Source organism: Nocardia vinacea (genome assembly GCF_035920345.1).
Classification (GTDB): Bacteria; Actinomycetota; Actinomycetes; order Mycobacteriales; family Mycobacteriaceae; genus Nocardia; species Nocardia vinacea_A.
This window is the reverse complement of sequence record NZ_CP109149.1, coordinates 10,280,207-10,295,937: the sequence shown is the minus strand read 5'-3', so window position 1 is coordinate 10,295,937 and position 15,731 is coordinate 10,280,207. Positions and strand designations below refer to the sequence as shown.

The following is a 15,731-nucleotide window of genomic DNA, read 5'->3' as shown; positions in this document are numbered from 1 at the left end:
TTCTGCACTGGATGGCCGATGGCCGCAAGGGCAGAAGGGAGATCGATGTGACGTGGCCTACTACGTCGCCCCGCCCGCGGGCGGTGACCATCGGTGAGGGGCTCGCCGTGCTGGTGGCACGTCCCGGTCCGCTGGAGGACTCGGAGAACTTCCAGCGAACCGCGGGCGGCGCCGAGGCGAATGTGGCCACCGTGCTCACTCAGCTCGATGTGGACGCCGCGTGGATTTCCCGGGTCGGCGATGACGGATTCGGCCGCTATCTCACCGGACACCTCGCGGCACGCGGAGTGGATGTGTCGGCGGTTGTCATCGATCCCAAACGCCCCACCGCCGTCTATGTGAAGGAGCGCGGCAGCGGCTCGGGCAAGGCGACCGATCTGGCCGATGGAGCCAGCCGCATGCTGTACTACCGCACCGGCTCCGCCGCCAGCGCACTGTCCACCGCCGATCTGGCGGCGGCGGCCGAACTACTCGAACGCACCGACCTCGTGCACTTCACCGGAATAACCACCGCGCTCTCGGAATCCGCGACCCGCCTCACGGAAACCCTTGTCGCACTTCCCCGCGGCAAGCTGGTCAGCTTCGATCTGAATTACCGTCCGGCGCTGTGGGCGGGGCGCGTCGAGCAGGCTGCCGAGGTGCTGGCTCGTCATGTGCGCGGCTGCGATGTGGTGTTCCTCGGCGCCGACGAGGCCGATGCGGTCTTCGGCACCGACGATGCCGACCGATTGCGGGCACTGTTCCCCGAGCCGGAACACCTGGTGGTCAAGAACAATGAGCATTCGGTCACCGGGTTCTCCGGAACCGAGCGCGTCGAAGTGCCCGCGCTGGAACTCGAGATCACCGAGCGAATCGGTGCCGGTGATGCCTTCGCGGGCGGTTATCTGGCCGCCCTGCTGCACGAACGCCCGCTGGAGCAGCGGTTGCGCTTCGGGCATCTATGCGCCGCCGCCGCGCTGACCGGCACCGGGGATGTCGCGGAACTGCCTTCACCCGGCGCGCTGGAAGCATTGGCGATGCTCGACGAGTCCGCCTGGGGACGTGTGCGTTACAGCAGAGATGTCGTAGCAGAGAATGTGGCGTCATGAGCGAGCGTAGCGAAGGCACAGCACCCATGGCGATGACGGAGCCGAGCGCCTGCGAGGCGCAGTCATGAGCCAGAGTTTGTTGCGCGCCTTGACCATCCTGCTGTCGCTCGGGCAGGATGCGCGCTCGCTCGATCAGCTGGCCGGTGAACTCGGCGTGCACAAGTCCACGGTGCTGCGCCTGCTGCAGACCATGGAATCGCAGCGCTTCGTCACCCATGACAGTCAGCACCAATACGTCCTCGGCTCCCGGCTTTTCGAACTCGCCAACCGCGCCTTGGAACAGCGTGACGTTCGCACCCTCGCCCGCCCGCACCTGAGCGCACTGAATACCACTACCGGACAGACGATTCACCTCGCCACCTACGAATCCGGTGACGCCATCTACATCGACAAATTCGACGCGATCCAGAGCGTGCGAATGTATTCCCGCATCGGCCGACCCGCCCCGCTGCACTGCACGGCGGTCGGGAAGGTGCTCGTCGCCGCACAGCCGCGCACGGAGTGGCGCGCGATCGCCGAGCGCCTCGACTACCGCAAGTTCACCGACCGCACTATCCGCACCCCGGAACACTATCTGGCGGAGCTGAAACTCGTTGCGACACAAGGCTATGCGGAAGATCACGAGGAACACGAGAGCTTTGTCAACTGCATCGGCGTCCCGGTGCGCAATGGCACCGGGACCGTGGTCGCCGCGGTCTCGATGTCGGTGCCGGACATGCTGCTCGACCACGACCAGGTGTTGGCGGAGCTGCCGCGGGTCCGTGCGGCGGCCGATGCCATCTCTGCCGAACTCGGCTGGACTCCCAGCCACACCGCGACGAAAGGCCAGTTATGAGTGGGAAGATCGCCATCCGCACCACCGACGCCCCCGCACCCGCGCACACCTTCTCCCAGGGAGTGCGCAAGGGCCCGTTCGTACAGGTCTCGGGCCAGGGTCCGGTCGACCCGGCGACAAATGCATACCTCTTCCCCGGCGACGTTGCCGCCCAAACGATTCGGACGCTGCAAAACGTCAAGGCGATCGTCGAGGCGAGCGGCGCCACCTTCGACGATGTGGTGATGCTGCGCGTCTATCTGACCAAGCGCGAAGACTTCGCCGTCATGAACAACGCCTACGGCGAGTTCGTCACCGCCAACACCACCGGCGATGTATTGCCGAGCCGCACAACGGTATTCACCGGCCTTCCGCGGGAGGAAATGCTGGTTGAGATCGATGCGGTCGCCATCGTGTCGGCGTAACTAGCCGGAGTTGCGCAGGGCGGTGGCGAGGCCGTTCATGGTCAGCAGGATGCCGCGTTTGACGAGTTCGGAATCGTCGCCCGCCCGCAGCCGGCGCAGCAACTCGACCTGCATTTGGTTCAGCGGCTCCAGGTACGGGAAGCGGTTATGGATCGATTCCGCCAGTGACGGGTTGTCGGCAAGCAGGTGATCATTGCCGGTGATCGCGGCGTGCATGCGGATGGTGCGGGCGTGCTCGTCGCGGATCATCCCGAATATGTGCTCGCGCAAGGCCACGTCGTCGACGAGCTCGGCGTACCTGGCCGCGATATCCAGGTCGCTCTTGGCCATGACCTGGGCCAGATTCGACAGCACCGTCCGGAAGAACGGCCAGCGGCGATAGAGGTCCGACAAAATCGCCAAGCGGTTGGGATCGCCGCCGACCCACTCCTCCAGCGCGGCACCGGTCCCGTACCAGCCCGGCAGCATGACGCGGGCCTGACTCCACGACATCACCCACGGAATGGCCCGCAGATCGCTGACCGAATTCGTCGGCTTACGGGACGCGGGGCGACTACCGATATTCAGATCGCCGACCTCGGCGACCGGCGTGGACTGCCGGAAATACTCGACGAATCCCGGTGTTTCGTGCACGAGCCGCGCATAGGCCGCACGGGCGCGTGCCGCCAGATCGTCCATGAGGTCATAGGACGGTTCGGCATCGGGGCCGAGCCCCTCCACATCGAGCAGCGTCGACTCCAGGGTGCCCGCGATCAACGACTCCAGATTACGATGCGCCGCACCGGATTCCGCATACTTGGCCGCAATCACCTCGCCCTGCTCGGTCAACCGCAGCGAACCCCGCACGGCGCCGACGGGCTGGGCGAGAATGGCGTCATAGCTGCGTCCGCCACCACGACCGACCGTGCCGCCGCGGCCGTGAAAGAGCCGCAAGCGAATTCCGGTCTTGCGCGCCACCTCGACCAGATCCAGCTCCGCCCGGTAGAGCGCCCAATTGGCGGCCAGATACCCACCGTCCTTATTGGAATCGGAGTATCCGAGCATTACCTCCTGCCGCATTCCCTTGGCGGCCACCAGCTCTCGATACACCGGGACGTCCAGTACCGCGGACAGGGTCGCCGCACCGGCGCCCAGATCCTCGATGGTCTCGAACAGCGGCACGATATTCACCGGGCAACTCGGCGGCCCATCCGGCTCACCGGGATCGAGCAGCCCGCCCTCCTTCAGCAGCAGCGCCGCCTCCAGCATGTCGCTGACCGAGGTACACATGCTGATGATGTAGTTCGGCACCGCCTCGACGCCGAAGGTGTCGACGACATCCCGTGCGGCACGGACGATATCGAGTTCCTTGGCCGCGAGTTCGCTGAGCCGCGCATGCGGGCCGAGCAGCGGACGGCGGGTTCGCAGCTCGGCGGCGAGCAGTTGCACCCGCTCCGGCTCGGCGAGACTCGCGTAGTCCTGATGTACACCCGCCCACGCCAGCAACTCGGCGACGACCTGTTCGTGCATCTCCGAGTTCTGCCGCATATCCAGGCTCTGCAGATGGAATCCGAATGTCTCGACGGCATATCGCAGTGCGGCCAACCGATCGTCGGCGAGCAGACCGTCCCCGCTGGCCCGCATCGAGACGTCCACGGCGTCCAGGTCGTCGAGTACCGCCTGCGGGGTCGCGTATGCCGGCGCACCCATATCCAGCCCGTCTGCGGGCAATTCGCCGAGCGCGGCAAGTGCCGACGCCGACAGACGCGACCGAATCCGGTGCAGCGCACGGCGATACGGCTCATCGGAATGCGTCGCGGGATCGGGGTAACCGGCCTCGGCCAGTGCGGCAACTTCCGGTGTCACCAGCACCAGCCGCGCCGATTGCGACAGCGACTTCTCCAGCTCCACCAGCTCGTGCAGATACCGTCCGAACGCCACCGCCGAAGCCTGCGATGCGGCCTGACGCACGACATCCGCTGTCACATAAGGGTTTCCGTCACGATCGCCGCCGATCCACGATCCGGGGCGCAGGATCGGCCGCGGCAGCAATTCCGCGCCCGGCCACCGGGAACGCAGCGCCGCTCGAACTTCCGCGTTGATTGCCGGGATAACGTCGAAGAGCGTGATGTCGTAGTAGCGCAGTCCGACCGCGATCTCGTCCTGAATCCGCAAGCGCTGCAATCGAATCAGCGCGGTGCGCCACAGCGAGAGCACTTGGCGGCGGATCCGCAGCTCCAGATCCGCACGCGGCCGCTCGGTCTCGGTATATCGCTGCCGCAAGCGCATCAATTCGGTGATGCGGGTCTGCACGTCGAATACGGTGCGGCGCCGGGTTTCCGTCGGATGCGCGGTGATCACCGGCGATACCAGGGCGTCGGCGAGCAGATCGGCGACCTCGGCGCCGTCCAGGGCCGCAGCGTCGAGCTTCCGGTAGGTCGCCGCCAGTGAGGAATCCTGCGGCGGCTCCCCCGCCGCCTCATGCGCAGCCCGCCGCCGATCGCGCTGGATATCCTCGGCCAGATTCGCCAGCAGCACGAAATACGTGAATGCGCGGATCAGTGGCAGCGCGACCGCGATCTCGACGCCGTCCAGTATCTCCGCCACCGCGCTGCGCTCGACCTCCTCGCGCCGCACCCGGAACGCCTCGATCCGCACCCGCTCGATCAGGTCGAAGACCTCGGGGCCCTCGTGATCGCGGATGGTGTCGCCGAGCACGCCGCCGAGGAACCGAATATCGTCCCGCAGCGGCCGGGTCGCCTCCGGTGCGGTGGGCGTCTCCGACAGTCGCTCGCCGGCGTTCGGCTCTGTCACGCCCGAGGGCGCGGGGTCGCTGATTCGCTCGATGCGCTCGCTCATGACTCGACACTACTGCGCCAAGATCAGACCTTCGCGGTGACGCCGAGCACGCCGACGTGCCTGGCCCGCACGCGGTATGCCCTGGTCATACGTCCCGACCTACCAGGCGCTCACCGCGCTCGAGCTGCTCATCGCGGTCCTGATCGGTCCGTCGCGATACTGACGCGGGCCAGCAGCGCAATCGGTCCACCACGATACTGACGCAGGCCAGCGGTGAATGCGGTTCTCGCCGATGCCGTGGCCGATCGCCGCCGGCTTCGGTGATCTCGCGAAAATCTGCGATCTCGGTGAATATCTCTCGCTGCGGCCGACACCAGGGCGTTCGTCCACCATGCCTTGCCCGGCGATGGTGGTCGCACCGGCTCCCTGACCAAGTTCGCTCGTTGCAAATCGGTCGTACCGGCCAGCGGCTGCGCATGTGTCACCACCACGACAAGATCTGCTCGGAGACCGACACGCTGAGCTGGACGGGCGAGCCGAGAATGTCCGGATGCGGGCTGGTCTCGAGCTCGTTCAGGACGAGTTGCTACGACGTCCGTGGAGTCACCACGTTGTCGACGGATTGCAGGTATCCGACACCACGTCCTGCTCGCGGTCGTCCGCGCGTGACCGGTCCGCCGCGTTCAGCGAGCAGTATCGCGGGTCGCGGCATCGGTGCGCTCACAACTCACGCAGCACCCGCGCCGGATTGCCCGCCGCGAACACCCGCGACGGCAGCTCCCGGGTGACGACGCTGCCCGCACCGACCACCGTGTCCTCCCCGATCGTGACGCCGGGGCACACGATGACCCCGCCGCCGAACCACACGTTGTTCCCGATCCGAATCGGCGCCGCCGACTCCAGGCGCTGCCTGCGCGCCGCGTGATCCGCCATCGGATGCAGCGCGGTCAGCAGCTGGCACCGCGGCCCGATCGACACATCGTCGCCGATCACGATCGGCGCACAGTCCAGCAGGATCGCGTCGTAGTTGAGGAAACTATTCGCGCCGATCTCGATGAGATAGCCGTAGTCGCATTGGAATCGGGGCATGATCCACGACCCCTCGCCCAGCTTGCCGAGCAACTGCCGCAGCACTGCATCGCGCCGCTCGGTTTCCTCCGGGCCGGTGCGGTTGAACTCATCGCACAACCGCTGGGCCCGGACGCGCTCGGTGACCAACTCCGGATCACTGTCCCGGTACAGTTCCCCGCGCAGCATCCGCTCCTTCTGCTCGCCCACGAGCGCCAGGCTACGGGCTCAGACGACCTCACGGGCATGCAGCCGCGGTGTGGAAAGGCGTTGCACGAGTACCTGTTCGAGCAGTGCGACGAGCACCTCCTTCACCGATTCCCGTTTTCGCGCATCGCATTCCAGGATCGGAATCCACTCGTCGAGCTCCAGTGCCTCACGGACCTCGTCGAGTTCGAAGTGCTCGCCCTGTTCGAATCGGTTGACCACCACCACGAATGGCGTGTTGTGCTCTTCGAAGTAGTCCAGCACCGGATAGCAGTCCTCGACTCGGCCGGTGTCCACCACGATCACCGCACCGAGTGCGCCGTCGACCAGATCGTCCCACAGGAAGACGAAGCGGTCCTGGCCGGGAGTGCCGAACAGGTAGAGGACGAGCGAGTTGTCGAGGGTGATGCGGCCGAAGTCGAGGGCGACGGTGGTCTGGGTCTTATCCGCGCGCCGGCCCGGATCGTCGACGCCGATGGCGACCTCGGTCATCGACGCCTCGGTCACCAGCGGTTCGATTTCGGAGATCGCACCTATGAATGTTGTTTTGCCGACACCGAATCCACCGCTGATCACGATCTTGACCGAGGCGGGCATGGACGGCTCGACCGGTGGTGTCCGATATTCAGAGTGCCCGTACAAGGTCCCTGATCCTCTCGATGGCTGCGGTGGAAAGTTCGGGGGCGTCCCGAACCGAAACATGCCCGGCGGCCGCGAGATCGCTGACGATCACCTTCGCGACGCCCACCGGAACGTGCAGCGCCGTCCCGATTTCGGCGATGGAATGCGGCTGCTGGCACAGCCTTACGACGGTGCGCTGTTCGAAGTGCAGCGGTGCGGACAGCGCGGCAGGGGTTGCCAGTACCAGTGTTTCGATGCGCAGCCCATCGATCAGCGGCGTCGTGCGCCCCGCCGTGACGACGAAGGGGCGCACGAATCGATCATCCGTGGGCCGCACATCCGGACTATCCCTCGGTGGCCGGTTGGCTCCGAGCCAACCGAAGGATTGGTTCACCGGGATCATCCGCGGGTCCGGCAACCGCGGCCGGTATGGATCTCTCATCTGCGCAACGACTCTCGCAATTCCGAGACGAGCGCCGGGTCGAGCAGCGCACCGGCGCGTTCGGCCAGCACCGCCATCTCGTAGCCGACCAGACCGACATCGCAACCACCGTCGGCGATGACGCCGAGGCAACTGCCGTCACCGAGTGCGGAGACCAGCAGGAAGCCGCGCTTCATCTCGATCATGATCAGCTTGAGACCGTCGAATGCGTAACTGCGCGAAGCACTTCGGGCCAGGCTGGACAGACCGGAGACCATAGCGGCGAGTCGATCCGCACCGGTGCGGTCCAGCCCCTCGGACATGGCGATGAGCAGGCCGTCGGAGGAGACGGCGACGGTGTCGCGAACGCCGTCGGTATTGCGCACGAAGTTGGCCAGCATCCAGTTAAAGGTGTGCGGGTCCGCGGTCTGTATGTGGGTGGTCATCTAATCTCCTCTGCGATGGTGGGTGAAACCGAGGATTGCGCCAAATCCGTGGCGTGCGGGATGTTTTCGGATGCGCCAGCGTTCTCGGATGTTTTCGGCGGCGTTGCGCTCGGAGCGCCGCGCTCGTGTCCGGCCCGGAACGCCGAGAGCATGCTGCGGGTTTCGGCCGGTGTGCGTTCCACGACCGGAGCGCTGGGTGGGTCCTGAGTGAGAGCCCTTGGTGCGCTGTCGCTTCCGTTGGCGGCTGTGCGTGCTCGCTTGTTGCGCTTGACCAATCCGTTCTTCGTTCGCTGCACACCGATAGGTGCGGAATCAGATTCCGTTGCGGCTGTTGCTGTTTCAGGTATCTGCCACAACGAACCGCCCACCGCAGACGGGACAGCGGGCTGCGGCCCCTCGGTCGCGGGTACGGCGTCGGTTGAGCGATCGCTCCCTGATCCGCTGACGGCGGACAAGCCCGTCAGGAAACCGTTGACACCATTGCTCCCAGTGCCATTCCCCCTTGGCAGGCCCGTCAGCGATCCGTTGGCAGCTGGCAAGCCGGTCAGAGATTCGCTGGCACCATCGCTACCAGTTCCATCAGCCCTTGGCACACCCGTCAGCGATCCGTTGGCTCCGGACGCAGCCCTGTCGCCGGTCGGGATGCCCCCAGGCGCAGCCCAATCACCCGTCGGGTCCGCCTCGGAAGCAGCCCGATCGCCCCTTGACACGGCTCCATCGACGCCGGCCCCGGTGGATCCGACACCGTCGCCGGAATCGTCCGGCGTGGAATGGAAGTGGGCGAACGGCGCGGGTGCCGATGTCGGCGATGCGAATCCCGGTCGGGAATGCGCGGGTCCGGACCTCGATTGCCGAGGTCCGACGCCGTCGGGTTCGGACCCGCCGGTCATTCGCACATCATGCGTCGGCGCGCCAGGTATCGAGACACCGTCGCCCTGCGCACCATTAGCCCCGGCACCATCGACCCGGGCACTACTAACTCGGGCACCGTCGATTGGAGCGCCATCACCCTGCGCACCACTAGCTCCGGCACCATCGACCCGGGCACTACTTACCCAGGCACCGTCCACTGGAGCACCATCACCCTGCGCACCATCAGCTCCGGCACCATTGACCCGGGCAGTGCTGACCCAGGCACCGTCGACTGGGGCACCATTGACCGGAGCACCATTGACCGGAGCACTGTGCCTCGGCGTGCCGAGCACCGCTCTCGCCGAAACGGCTTCATCCGCAAGGGATCCCCCCGAGGCGTCGGCAAACCCCACCGCCGACTCGACATACCCCTGCGCACCAGCAGGCACCGAAGCCGCTTCACCCCGGTTCCCGGCCGCAGGTGCCCGCCGAGCATTCTCATTCGCAAGGGAGACCGCCGGGGAACCGACCAACCTTGCCGCCGCCGAGTCGCTGCGCCCGTGCGCACCGGGCACCGCGCCAGCAGGCCCCGCAGCCGCCGCACCTCGCTGTCCAGCCGCAGCAAGTGCGCGCCGATCCTTCTCTCCCGCAATGATTCCCACGGGCAGCAGTAGCCGCGCGACGATCCCGCTGACCGGCGAGACATTCAACTCGACATCGATCCCGAGCCGCCGCGCCAACCGGCCGACCACGTAATGCCCCAGATATCGCGTCGGCGCGACAACGAAATCGGTCTGGCCGCGCAGCCGGGCATTCGCCTCGTCCAATTGCTCCGCCGGCATGCCGACACCGTGATCCACCACCGCGAGCAGATATCCGGCCGGCAGCTTGCGCCCGTAGATCTCCACCTCCATATCCGGTGGGGAGAAGGCCAATCCGTTCTCGATCAGCTCGGCCAGCATATGCGCGAGGTCGCTGACCACCGCGCCGGTGATCGCGATATCGTCCACCCGGCGCAGCACCACCCGCCGATAGTCGTCGACCTCCGACAACCCGGCACGAATCACATCGGTGAGCGCGATCGGCTCGGCCCAGCGCCGCGGGCTTGCCGCCCCCACCAGCACCAGCAGACTTTCGGCATTGCGCCGCATGCGAGTGGCGAGGTGATCGAGCTCGAACAGATTGGACAGCGCCTTGGGGTCGAGTTCCTCGCGTTCGAATTCACTGATCAGGCCGAGCTGGCGGCGCACCAGATTCTGGTTGCGCCGCGCCAGATTCGCCATCGATTCGGTGGTATTGCGACGGACCAGCGCCTGCGCCGAAGCCAATTCGAAGGCGGTGGTCTGCACACCGTCCAATGCCCCTGCCACGGCGGCGATTTCGACACTCGCGCCGCGCGGCGTCCGCACCGGCGCGGGCGGATCCGGTTGCGCGTCATCGGATGCCTGCCAGGCCGCGATCACCTCGGGCAGCCGGTGATTGGCGACATCATCGGCCTCTGCCGCCAGCGCGGCGAGCGGACGTACGATGGCACGCACACTGGCGAAGACCAATGCCATCTCGGCGGCGATGGCGATCAGCGCCGCGAGCAGGAAGCCGCCGAGCGTCAGGAACGCATCCCTGCGCAGCGCCTCCGCACGCCGCTGCACATCGTCACCGACTGCCTGCTGCACCTTGCGCTGCTCATCGATGACCGCCGTCATCTGCGCCCACCAGGTGCTCGGATCCACCGAACGCACCAGCGGACCGGTGCTCGATGCGATCGCGATTCGCTCCGATTCGCCTGCCCTGACGGCATTCTCACTCCGCAGCGCCGCATCGAGCTGGGCCTGCTGTGCCGCGGTCGCGTCGCGCGTGAAGGCGGTCAGTCCGGCCATCTTGGCGGCGCGGATATCGAGGAACTCGACGTACTCGCCATTGCGGAATTCATCGGCCGCGAAGACGCCGTTGAGGAATCCGCGCTCCTTGGCCGTCTGCTCCTTGGCCTCCCCGAGTGCATACAGCGCCTCTAGGCCGTGCCGAACCTCGGCGTCGCGCGCCTGATCGAGCCCGAGCGTCAGACGATTCAGCGCGGAGATGCCGTCGGTATAGAACTGAAAGGCCGCCTGCCTGCTGGTGCGGTGGGCGTCGATCTGCGTGCGGGTCGCGTCGAGCGCGTCGAACTGTCCGAGCGCCGAGCGCACCTGGGCCGCGCCGGGCGCATTGCCGGCCGCCGCCGCCTCGAGTGCGCGCATGGCCCGATCGGTCTCGACCCGCTGATCAGACACGGTCTGAACTAAGCGGGTATCGCCGCCGAGCAGGCCATTGCTGAGCCCGCGTTCGCGCTGCGCCTCCTGCACCAGATCTTGTACGGCCAGCGCGAGCGAGACCGCGTGCACAGTGTCACCGCTCTCACGGAACGCCTTGACCTCCCGGGCGACTGTCACGCCGAGCAGTCCCAGCACCAAAACCAATGAGACGACGAGGATTCGGGCCAACTGTCCCCGAATCGTGCGCGGTCGCACTATTCTGTTCCCGGCAACCTGGCGTTCACTTCCGGGATCGGCAGTCATATCCGGTGTGCCACCGGATTTTTCCGACCTTTTACGTAAACGCACCACCCTGCTCCTCCGACGGCCAAGCCGTGACCGCTCCACCCCGAGCGCACGGAAAGTCACGCAGCAGCCTGCTCCAGGCGTATGGCACTGTCAATGCGAAAACCGGACAAAACAGACATCGGACGCATTTGTATACACGCTGGTAATCCAGCGTTTCCGCGGTATCGATCCGCTCACAACGGGCCGCTGCCCAGTGTGACGTGACACCCGTCGCAATCGGGTTCGCCGAGGAATCGGTGTGCGTGATTCTGCACTGAATCTTCAGAGCACGCCTCCCTTGCGCCCACCAATGCCGGGGATACCGTTTGATATGGTCAAGATCTCCGGATAGTCGCAGGTCGAGAGGGTGGGGATGGCGCACCGATTGAAGTTGATGCTGCTCGCGGCGGCTGTCCTGCCAGGGTTGGTCGCGTGTGGGAGTTCGACGAGCGGAAGTCCGACTGCGAGCAGTGAGACGAGTGCGGCGCAGGTCAAGCTGTTCGATCCGTGCACGCAGATCCCCGATAGCGCGCTCACGGCTGCAGGCGTAGACCCGGCGACCAAGGAAAGCGGGATCGCGGGAGTTCACCAGTCGGGTTGGGAAATCTGCAACTGGAAAGGGACGAAGTACTACGTCACCGTCTTCTCGACCGGGCGCACCGTCGCGGAGTTCGAACACAAGGAAGGCAACGTCGACTTCCAGGATGTCACTGTCGCTGGTCGCAAGGGCAGGCAGTTCAAAGTCGCCGGCGCTTCCAAGGACCTGGGCTGCGATGTCCTCTTTCCAGCGGCTCAGGGGGTCCTCCAGCTTCGGGTCCTGAACAAAGCATCCTTGGACAACCCTGAGGACCCGTGCGTGGAGCTCTACCGGGTCGGTGACTCGATCGTTCCGGTCCTACCGCAGTAATTCGAGGGGGTTGCACCATGAGTGAAACCGAACTGGCGCAGTGGACACGTTTCGCCGCGCAGGCGCGGTCTGGAGAGCTCTATCTGGATAGCGAAGAGGCGGCCAGGCAGTGTATGGCCGCATGCGACCAACGTCTGGAAGACCTCAACGACATGCTCAATTTGTCGGTAAACGCCCAGAATGTTTCCGGCTTCGGCGCTTTCCACATGTCCGACGATCTGGTCAAGATGTTCAAGGGACAGGCCAGCGGTGAAAACAACTCGATCGATGCCATCATCCGTGAGCACATCGAGGTCATCAAAGATATGGGTGAGATCATGGCTCTATCGATCAAACGCATTACCGGCCAAGACGTCACCAACTCCATCCACTTCAACACCAACACCGGATCAGCGAGCAGCTAAACCCCCCAATGCCGCCGCTCTCGTCACCAATCAAATAGTCCCCTCCGAATGTTCCTGGGGCGTAATCACTTCCGCCCAATACTCATGCCGCACCACATCCCACAACCGGGACAGGTTCGGGTATTTCTCACGCATATCGGCCAGGTCGGGCGCAGCCGCCGCTCCATCGACATTCAGCAATGGCCCCACACTATCGATAAGGCTGCGCACGAGCATAATTCGGATGCGCCAGTGGTCGATCTCCCAGATGGCCACCCACCCGTCGACCTCGGTGCGACGCTCACGCATATCCGGCCCCCGTAGTGAGTCAATTCCTATGGTTGGCATTGCCATTCGAGTCGGGCACCGGCAGCGCCAGCTCCGACAACCTGTCCAGCACCTCCCGCAGCGTTCGCAACGGCGGGCCGTCGCACACCGGCGGTTGCGCGTCCAGTGGTGGAAAGTCGATGCCGCGCGCCGCGGCACGCTCGCGCGGCGTCGATGTCTGCGGCGCGAGATGCCCCGCGGCCACCAGCGTGTAGTACGCCGCCGATTTCCAGACACACAGATCGACCCGGCAGACCCGGTGCTGTCGCATCAGCTCATGCGCCAGTCGCACATCAGCATGCCCGCAGACCCGTGGCGGGGTGAGTACCGCGTAGTCGTTCACGCGGCCCCCGTCTCGGCCGCTCCCGGACCTGCCACGCGCGCCCATGTCGTTGCGGGACACACGGTTTCGAGGTCGAAGTCCTCACACACCCGCGCGGGCTGATTGTCCACGTGGTCCAGGTCGTAGACCACGATCGCGGCCACACCCAAGCCCGCCGCGATGCCGAGCGCGTAGCCGATCGCATCGTCGGCGTCCTGCGGCGGCCGGATGGTGTACACGTAGTGGTAGCCCAGCGCGCAGGCATGCCGCTGCACGGCGGTCGCGTGCCGAGGCGCTTGCAGTCCGGATACGTCGCCGCGGACGAACCCCACGGCCTTCGGCTGCTCCCGCGCGAGGTCGGCCCCACCCGCTTCGGCGCTCGTGGGCCGGATCGCGGTCGTCCTCGAATCAGGGGGCACCGTATTGAGATCGATTGCTGTCAGGCCGGGCACTGGATACCTCCGAAAGATATTGTGACGGTGGCGATTTTGGAACGTCAGACGGTCGGACGCGGCGTCGCCAATTCGCCACCGCGAGGGGTGGCGGAGCGGAGGCGAATAGTTGGTCGACCCGACCGTCTGGCGCATGGCTAGTAAAACACCAAACGGGTACGGTGGGAGCACTCCAATTCGATTCAGCCCGAATCGAATTCGCTCCAAACAGGCTGACTATTCCATCTAGCTTGACATGACTGTGAGTAACGCTAACGAAAGGGTGGGTGGCATTACTTTGACGACCGAATCGAACAACACAACTCTGCCGCGTCGTGTGCTCGGACGACGCCTCCGGGAGCTGCGGGAGAAGCGAAGCCTGAGCCGTACACGCGCTGCTCAGGCGTGCGAGATGGGCTCACAAACACTGTGGCGCTTGGAATCTGGGCGTAGCAGCGAAGTCAAGAAGATGGTGATCAATGCTCTGTGCGACTTTTATCGAGCGAGTGACGACGAGCGTCACGAACTTCTGTGGCTCGCCCAGGAGTCCCGGAAAGATGGTTGGTGGCAGTCTTATGTCGGGGCGATGATCCCGGATATCCAGATGTTCCTCGGGCTCGAGCAGTCAGCCAGTCGTATTATTTCGTGGCAATCGACACTACTGCCCGGCTTGCTGCAGACACCCGGCTATCGGAGGGCCATCTGGGCAGCGCAGGGTCAACCTGTGGATATCGAAGGTGACGTTGATCTGATCACGAAGCGGCAGGGCCGACTTGACAATTCGGAGGGGTTCACGTTTGAAGCGCTGCTGAGCGAATCCGTGTTGCGCCATCGCATTGGCAGTGCCGACGTCATGGCCGATCAGTTGAATCATCTCATCGAGGTCGGCAAACTGCCGAACGTGTCGATTCGGGCCGTCCGGTTCAATGCTCCAAACCACTTGGGACTGACAACGAAGGACTTCGTATACATGGAGTTTCCTAATCATCTGAACCCAGCGCTGAGCGAGCCGCCTGTTGTCTACGTGGAGGGCTTCACGGGTGTCCTGTACTTGGACAAGGCCAGCGAGATCGAGCAGTATCAGGCAGCGTGTGAGGACATACAGCGAGTAGCGTTGGATCCAGACGACACTCGACGCCTCATCCAGGCAATAGCGAAGGAGCACACGGCGTGAACATCGACCTGTCCGGTGCCAAGTGGTTCAAGAGCAGCCGCAGCAGCAGCGGTAGGGACTGTGTCGAAGTCGCGCACCTCCAAAGGGGCATGGTCGGAATGCGGGACTCGAAGAACCCGACGGGCCCGTCGCTCGTCTTCACTCCTTCGGAGTGGGATGCCTTTACCGCTGGCCTCCAGAACGGCGAGTTCAACTGGCCCGCATAGCGTCCGACTGTCGTTAGGAGTAGCGGCATGAACATCGACTTGTCCGAGGCGAAGTGGTTCAAGAGCAGCCGCAGCACGAGCGGTTCGGATTGCGTCGAGGTTGCGCACCTCGAGGACAGCATGGTGGGAGTGCGTGACTCGAAGAACCCGACCGGCCCAGCGCTCGTCTTCACTCCTTCGGAATGGGATGCCTTTACCGCTGCCCTCCAGAACGGCGAGTTCAACCGGCCCTACTAGACGAGTAAGTCCTAATGCTGGGTAGTGCGTGTAGTGCGGTGCCCAGTGTTGTTGGCTTAATGGAGACGTTGTAGTCGTTGCCCGGTCCGATAGAGTTCGATCAGCAAGGGCCGCAAGGTTTCCCCGGCGGGTGTGAGTTCGTACCGGGTGCGTATCGGGAATCCGGCCAGCCGGTCCTGCCTGATCAGCCCGCTGTCGCGCAGGCTGTGGAGGCGGTCGGTGAGTACTTTCGGGCTGATCTCCGGTAGCCGCTCGGCCAGCTCACTAAACGAGCTCGGGCCGTGCATGAGTTCCCGCAGCACCAGGGTTGTCCAGCGGCCGGAGACGGCCGACAGCGCCACCTCGACCGGGCAGGTGGTGTCCGGGCGCTGGGTCCGACCAGATTCGGTCGGCACCAATTCGGTATCCCACCTGTGGGTTTCCGTTTGGTGAGCCACGTTCGCGCACG

The 15,731-nt window shown here is 65.0% G+C and carries 18 protein-coding genes; 8 read left to right on the top strand and 10 right to left on the bottom strand.

All coding sequences use genetic code 11. The annotated features are described in order from the left end of the window. The first annotated feature begins 11 nt into the window (after positions 1-11). From OIE68_RS46610 to OIE68_RS46600, 3 genes are all read left to right on the top strand, one after another. Complete coding sequence (locus OIE68_RS46610; RefSeq protein ID WP_327097262.1) at positions 12-1,088, top strand: sugar kinase; 1,077 nt, start codon at positions 12-14, stop codon at positions 1,086-1,088. Between the two features lie 64 nt (positions 1,089-1,152). Beyond that, the gene (locus OIE68_RS46605; RefSeq protein ID WP_327097261.1) at positions 1,153-1,923 is read left to right on the top strand and encodes an IclR family transcriptional regulator; all 771 of its coding nucleotides are present in this window, start codon (positions 1,153-1,155) and stop codon (positions 1,921-1,923) included. Further along, on the top strand, positions 1,920-2,327 hold the full coding sequence (locus tag OIE68_RS46600; RefSeq protein ID WP_327097260.1) for a RidA family protein: 408 nt from the start codon (positions 1,920-1,922) through the stop codon (positions 2,325-2,327). The genes OIE68_RS46605 and OIE68_RS46600 overlap by 4 nt, the downstream gene beginning before the upstream one ends. Here OIE68_RS46600 and ppc read toward each other — a convergent pair whose 3' ends face one another. The 6 genes from ppc to OIE68_RS46570 form a co-directional block, all read right to left on the bottom strand. Further along, positions 2,328-5,165: a phosphoenolpyruvate carboxylase gene (gene ppc, locus OIE68_RS46595; protein ID WP_419150658.1), complete on the bottom strand. Its 2,838-nt coding sequence runs from the start codon at positions 5,163-5,165 to the stop codon at positions 2,328-2,330. It lies immediately after the preceding gene. A gap of 660 nt (positions 5,166-5,825) precedes the next feature. Next, positions 5,826-6,362, bottom strand: coding sequence for a sugar O-acetyltransferase (locus OIE68_RS46590; protein ID WP_419150860.1), 537 nt, complete (start codon positions 6,360-6,362; stop codon positions 5,826-5,828). Between the two features lie 39 nt (positions 6,363-6,401). After that, the gene (locus OIE68_RS46585; protein WP_419150859.1) at positions 6,402-6,956 is read right to left on the bottom strand and encodes a GTP-binding protein; all 555 of its coding nucleotides are present in this window, start codon (positions 6,954-6,956) and stop codon (positions 6,402-6,404) included. A 49-nt stretch (positions 6,957-7,005) separates the two neighbouring features. Continuing rightward, positions 7,006-7,338, bottom strand: coding sequence for a DUF742 domain-containing protein (locus OIE68_RS46580; protein ID WP_327097258.1), 333 nt, complete (start codon positions 7,336-7,338; stop codon positions 7,006-7,008). A 101-nt stretch (positions 7,339-7,439) separates the two neighbouring features. Beyond that, positions 7,440-7,868, bottom strand: a complete 429-nt coding sequence (locus OIE68_RS46575) for a roadblock/LC7 domain-containing protein (protein WP_327097257.1) — start codon at positions 7,866-7,868, stop codon at positions 7,440-7,442. Continuing rightward, positions 7,865-11,224: a nitrate- and nitrite sensing domain-containing protein gene (locus OIE68_RS46570; protein WP_327097256.1), complete on the bottom strand. Its 3,360-nt coding sequence runs from the start codon at positions 11,222-11,224 to the stop codon at positions 7,865-7,867. The genes OIE68_RS46575 and OIE68_RS46570 overlap by 4 nt, the downstream gene beginning before the upstream one ends. A gap of 466 nt (positions 11,225-11,690) precedes the next feature. On the opposite strand from OIE68_RS46570, the gene OIE68_RS46565 reads away from it, so the two are divergent. Further along, a complete protein-coding gene (locus OIE68_RS46565) occupies positions 11,691-12,203 on the top strand; it encodes a DUF3558 domain-containing protein (protein WP_327097255.1) in 513 nt (170 codons plus the stop codon). 17 nt (positions 12,204-12,220) lie between these two features. Then, positions 12,221-12,607, top strand: coding sequence for a hypothetical protein (locus OIE68_RS46560; RefSeq protein WP_327097254.1), 387 nt, complete (start codon positions 12,221-12,223; stop codon positions 12,605-12,607). Between the two features lie 30 nt (positions 12,608-12,637). On the opposite strand, the gene OIE68_RS46555 is transcribed toward OIE68_RS46560, so the two are convergent. Genes OIE68_RS46555 through OIE68_RS46545 form a run of 3 tightly spaced genes read right to left on the bottom strand, consistent with a single transcriptional unit; the run spans position 12,638 to position 13,687 of the window. Next, the gene (locus OIE68_RS46555) at positions 12,638-12,895 is read right to left on the bottom strand and encodes a hypothetical protein (RefSeq protein WP_327097253.1); all 258 of its coding nucleotides are present in this window, start codon (positions 12,893-12,895) and stop codon (positions 12,638-12,640) included. Between the two features lie 19 nt (positions 12,896-12,914). Beyond that, the gene (locus tag OIE68_RS46550; RefSeq protein WP_327097252.1) at positions 12,915-13,256 is read right to left on the bottom strand and encodes a hypothetical protein; all 342 of its coding nucleotides are present in this window, start codon (positions 13,254-13,256) and stop codon (positions 12,915-12,917) included. After that, positions 13,253-13,687, bottom strand: a complete 435-nt coding sequence (locus tag OIE68_RS46545; RefSeq protein ID WP_327097251.1) for a hypothetical protein — start codon at positions 13,685-13,687, stop codon at positions 13,253-13,255. Before OIE68_RS46545 ends, OIE68_RS46550 begins: the two co-directional genes overlap by 4 nt. A gap of 277 nt (positions 13,688-13,964) precedes the next feature. On the opposite strand from OIE68_RS46545, the gene OIE68_RS46540 reads away from it, so the two are divergent. The 3 genes from OIE68_RS46540 to OIE68_RS46530 are packed head-to-tail and all read left to right on the top strand — an operon-like array spanning position 13,965 to position 15,283. Then, positions 13,965-14,840 (top strand): helix-turn-helix transcriptional regulator, encoded by an 876-nt coding sequence (locus tag OIE68_RS46540; RefSeq protein WP_327097249.1) that lies wholly within the window; start codon positions 13,965-13,967, stop codon positions 14,838-14,840. Further along, positions 14,837-15,046, top strand: coding sequence for a DUF397 domain-containing protein (locus OIE68_RS46535; RefSeq protein WP_327097248.1), 210 nt, complete (start codon positions 14,837-14,839; stop codon positions 15,044-15,046). The genes OIE68_RS46540 and OIE68_RS46535 overlap by 4 nt, the downstream gene beginning before the upstream one ends. Positions 15,047-15,073: 27 nt before the next feature. After that, a complete protein-coding gene (locus tag OIE68_RS46530) occupies positions 15,074-15,283 on the top strand; it encodes a DUF397 domain-containing protein (protein WP_327097247.1) in 210 nt (69 codons plus the stop codon). A gap of 56 nt (positions 15,284-15,339) precedes the next feature. Here the strand turns inward: OIE68_RS46530 and OIE68_RS46525 are convergent, their stop codons facing one another. Further along, positions 15,340-15,720, bottom strand: a complete 381-nt coding sequence (locus tag OIE68_RS46525; protein WP_327097246.1) for a helix-turn-helix domain-containing protein — start codon at positions 15,718-15,720, stop codon at positions 15,340-15,342. Positions 15,721-15,731 lie beyond the last annotated feature (11 nt).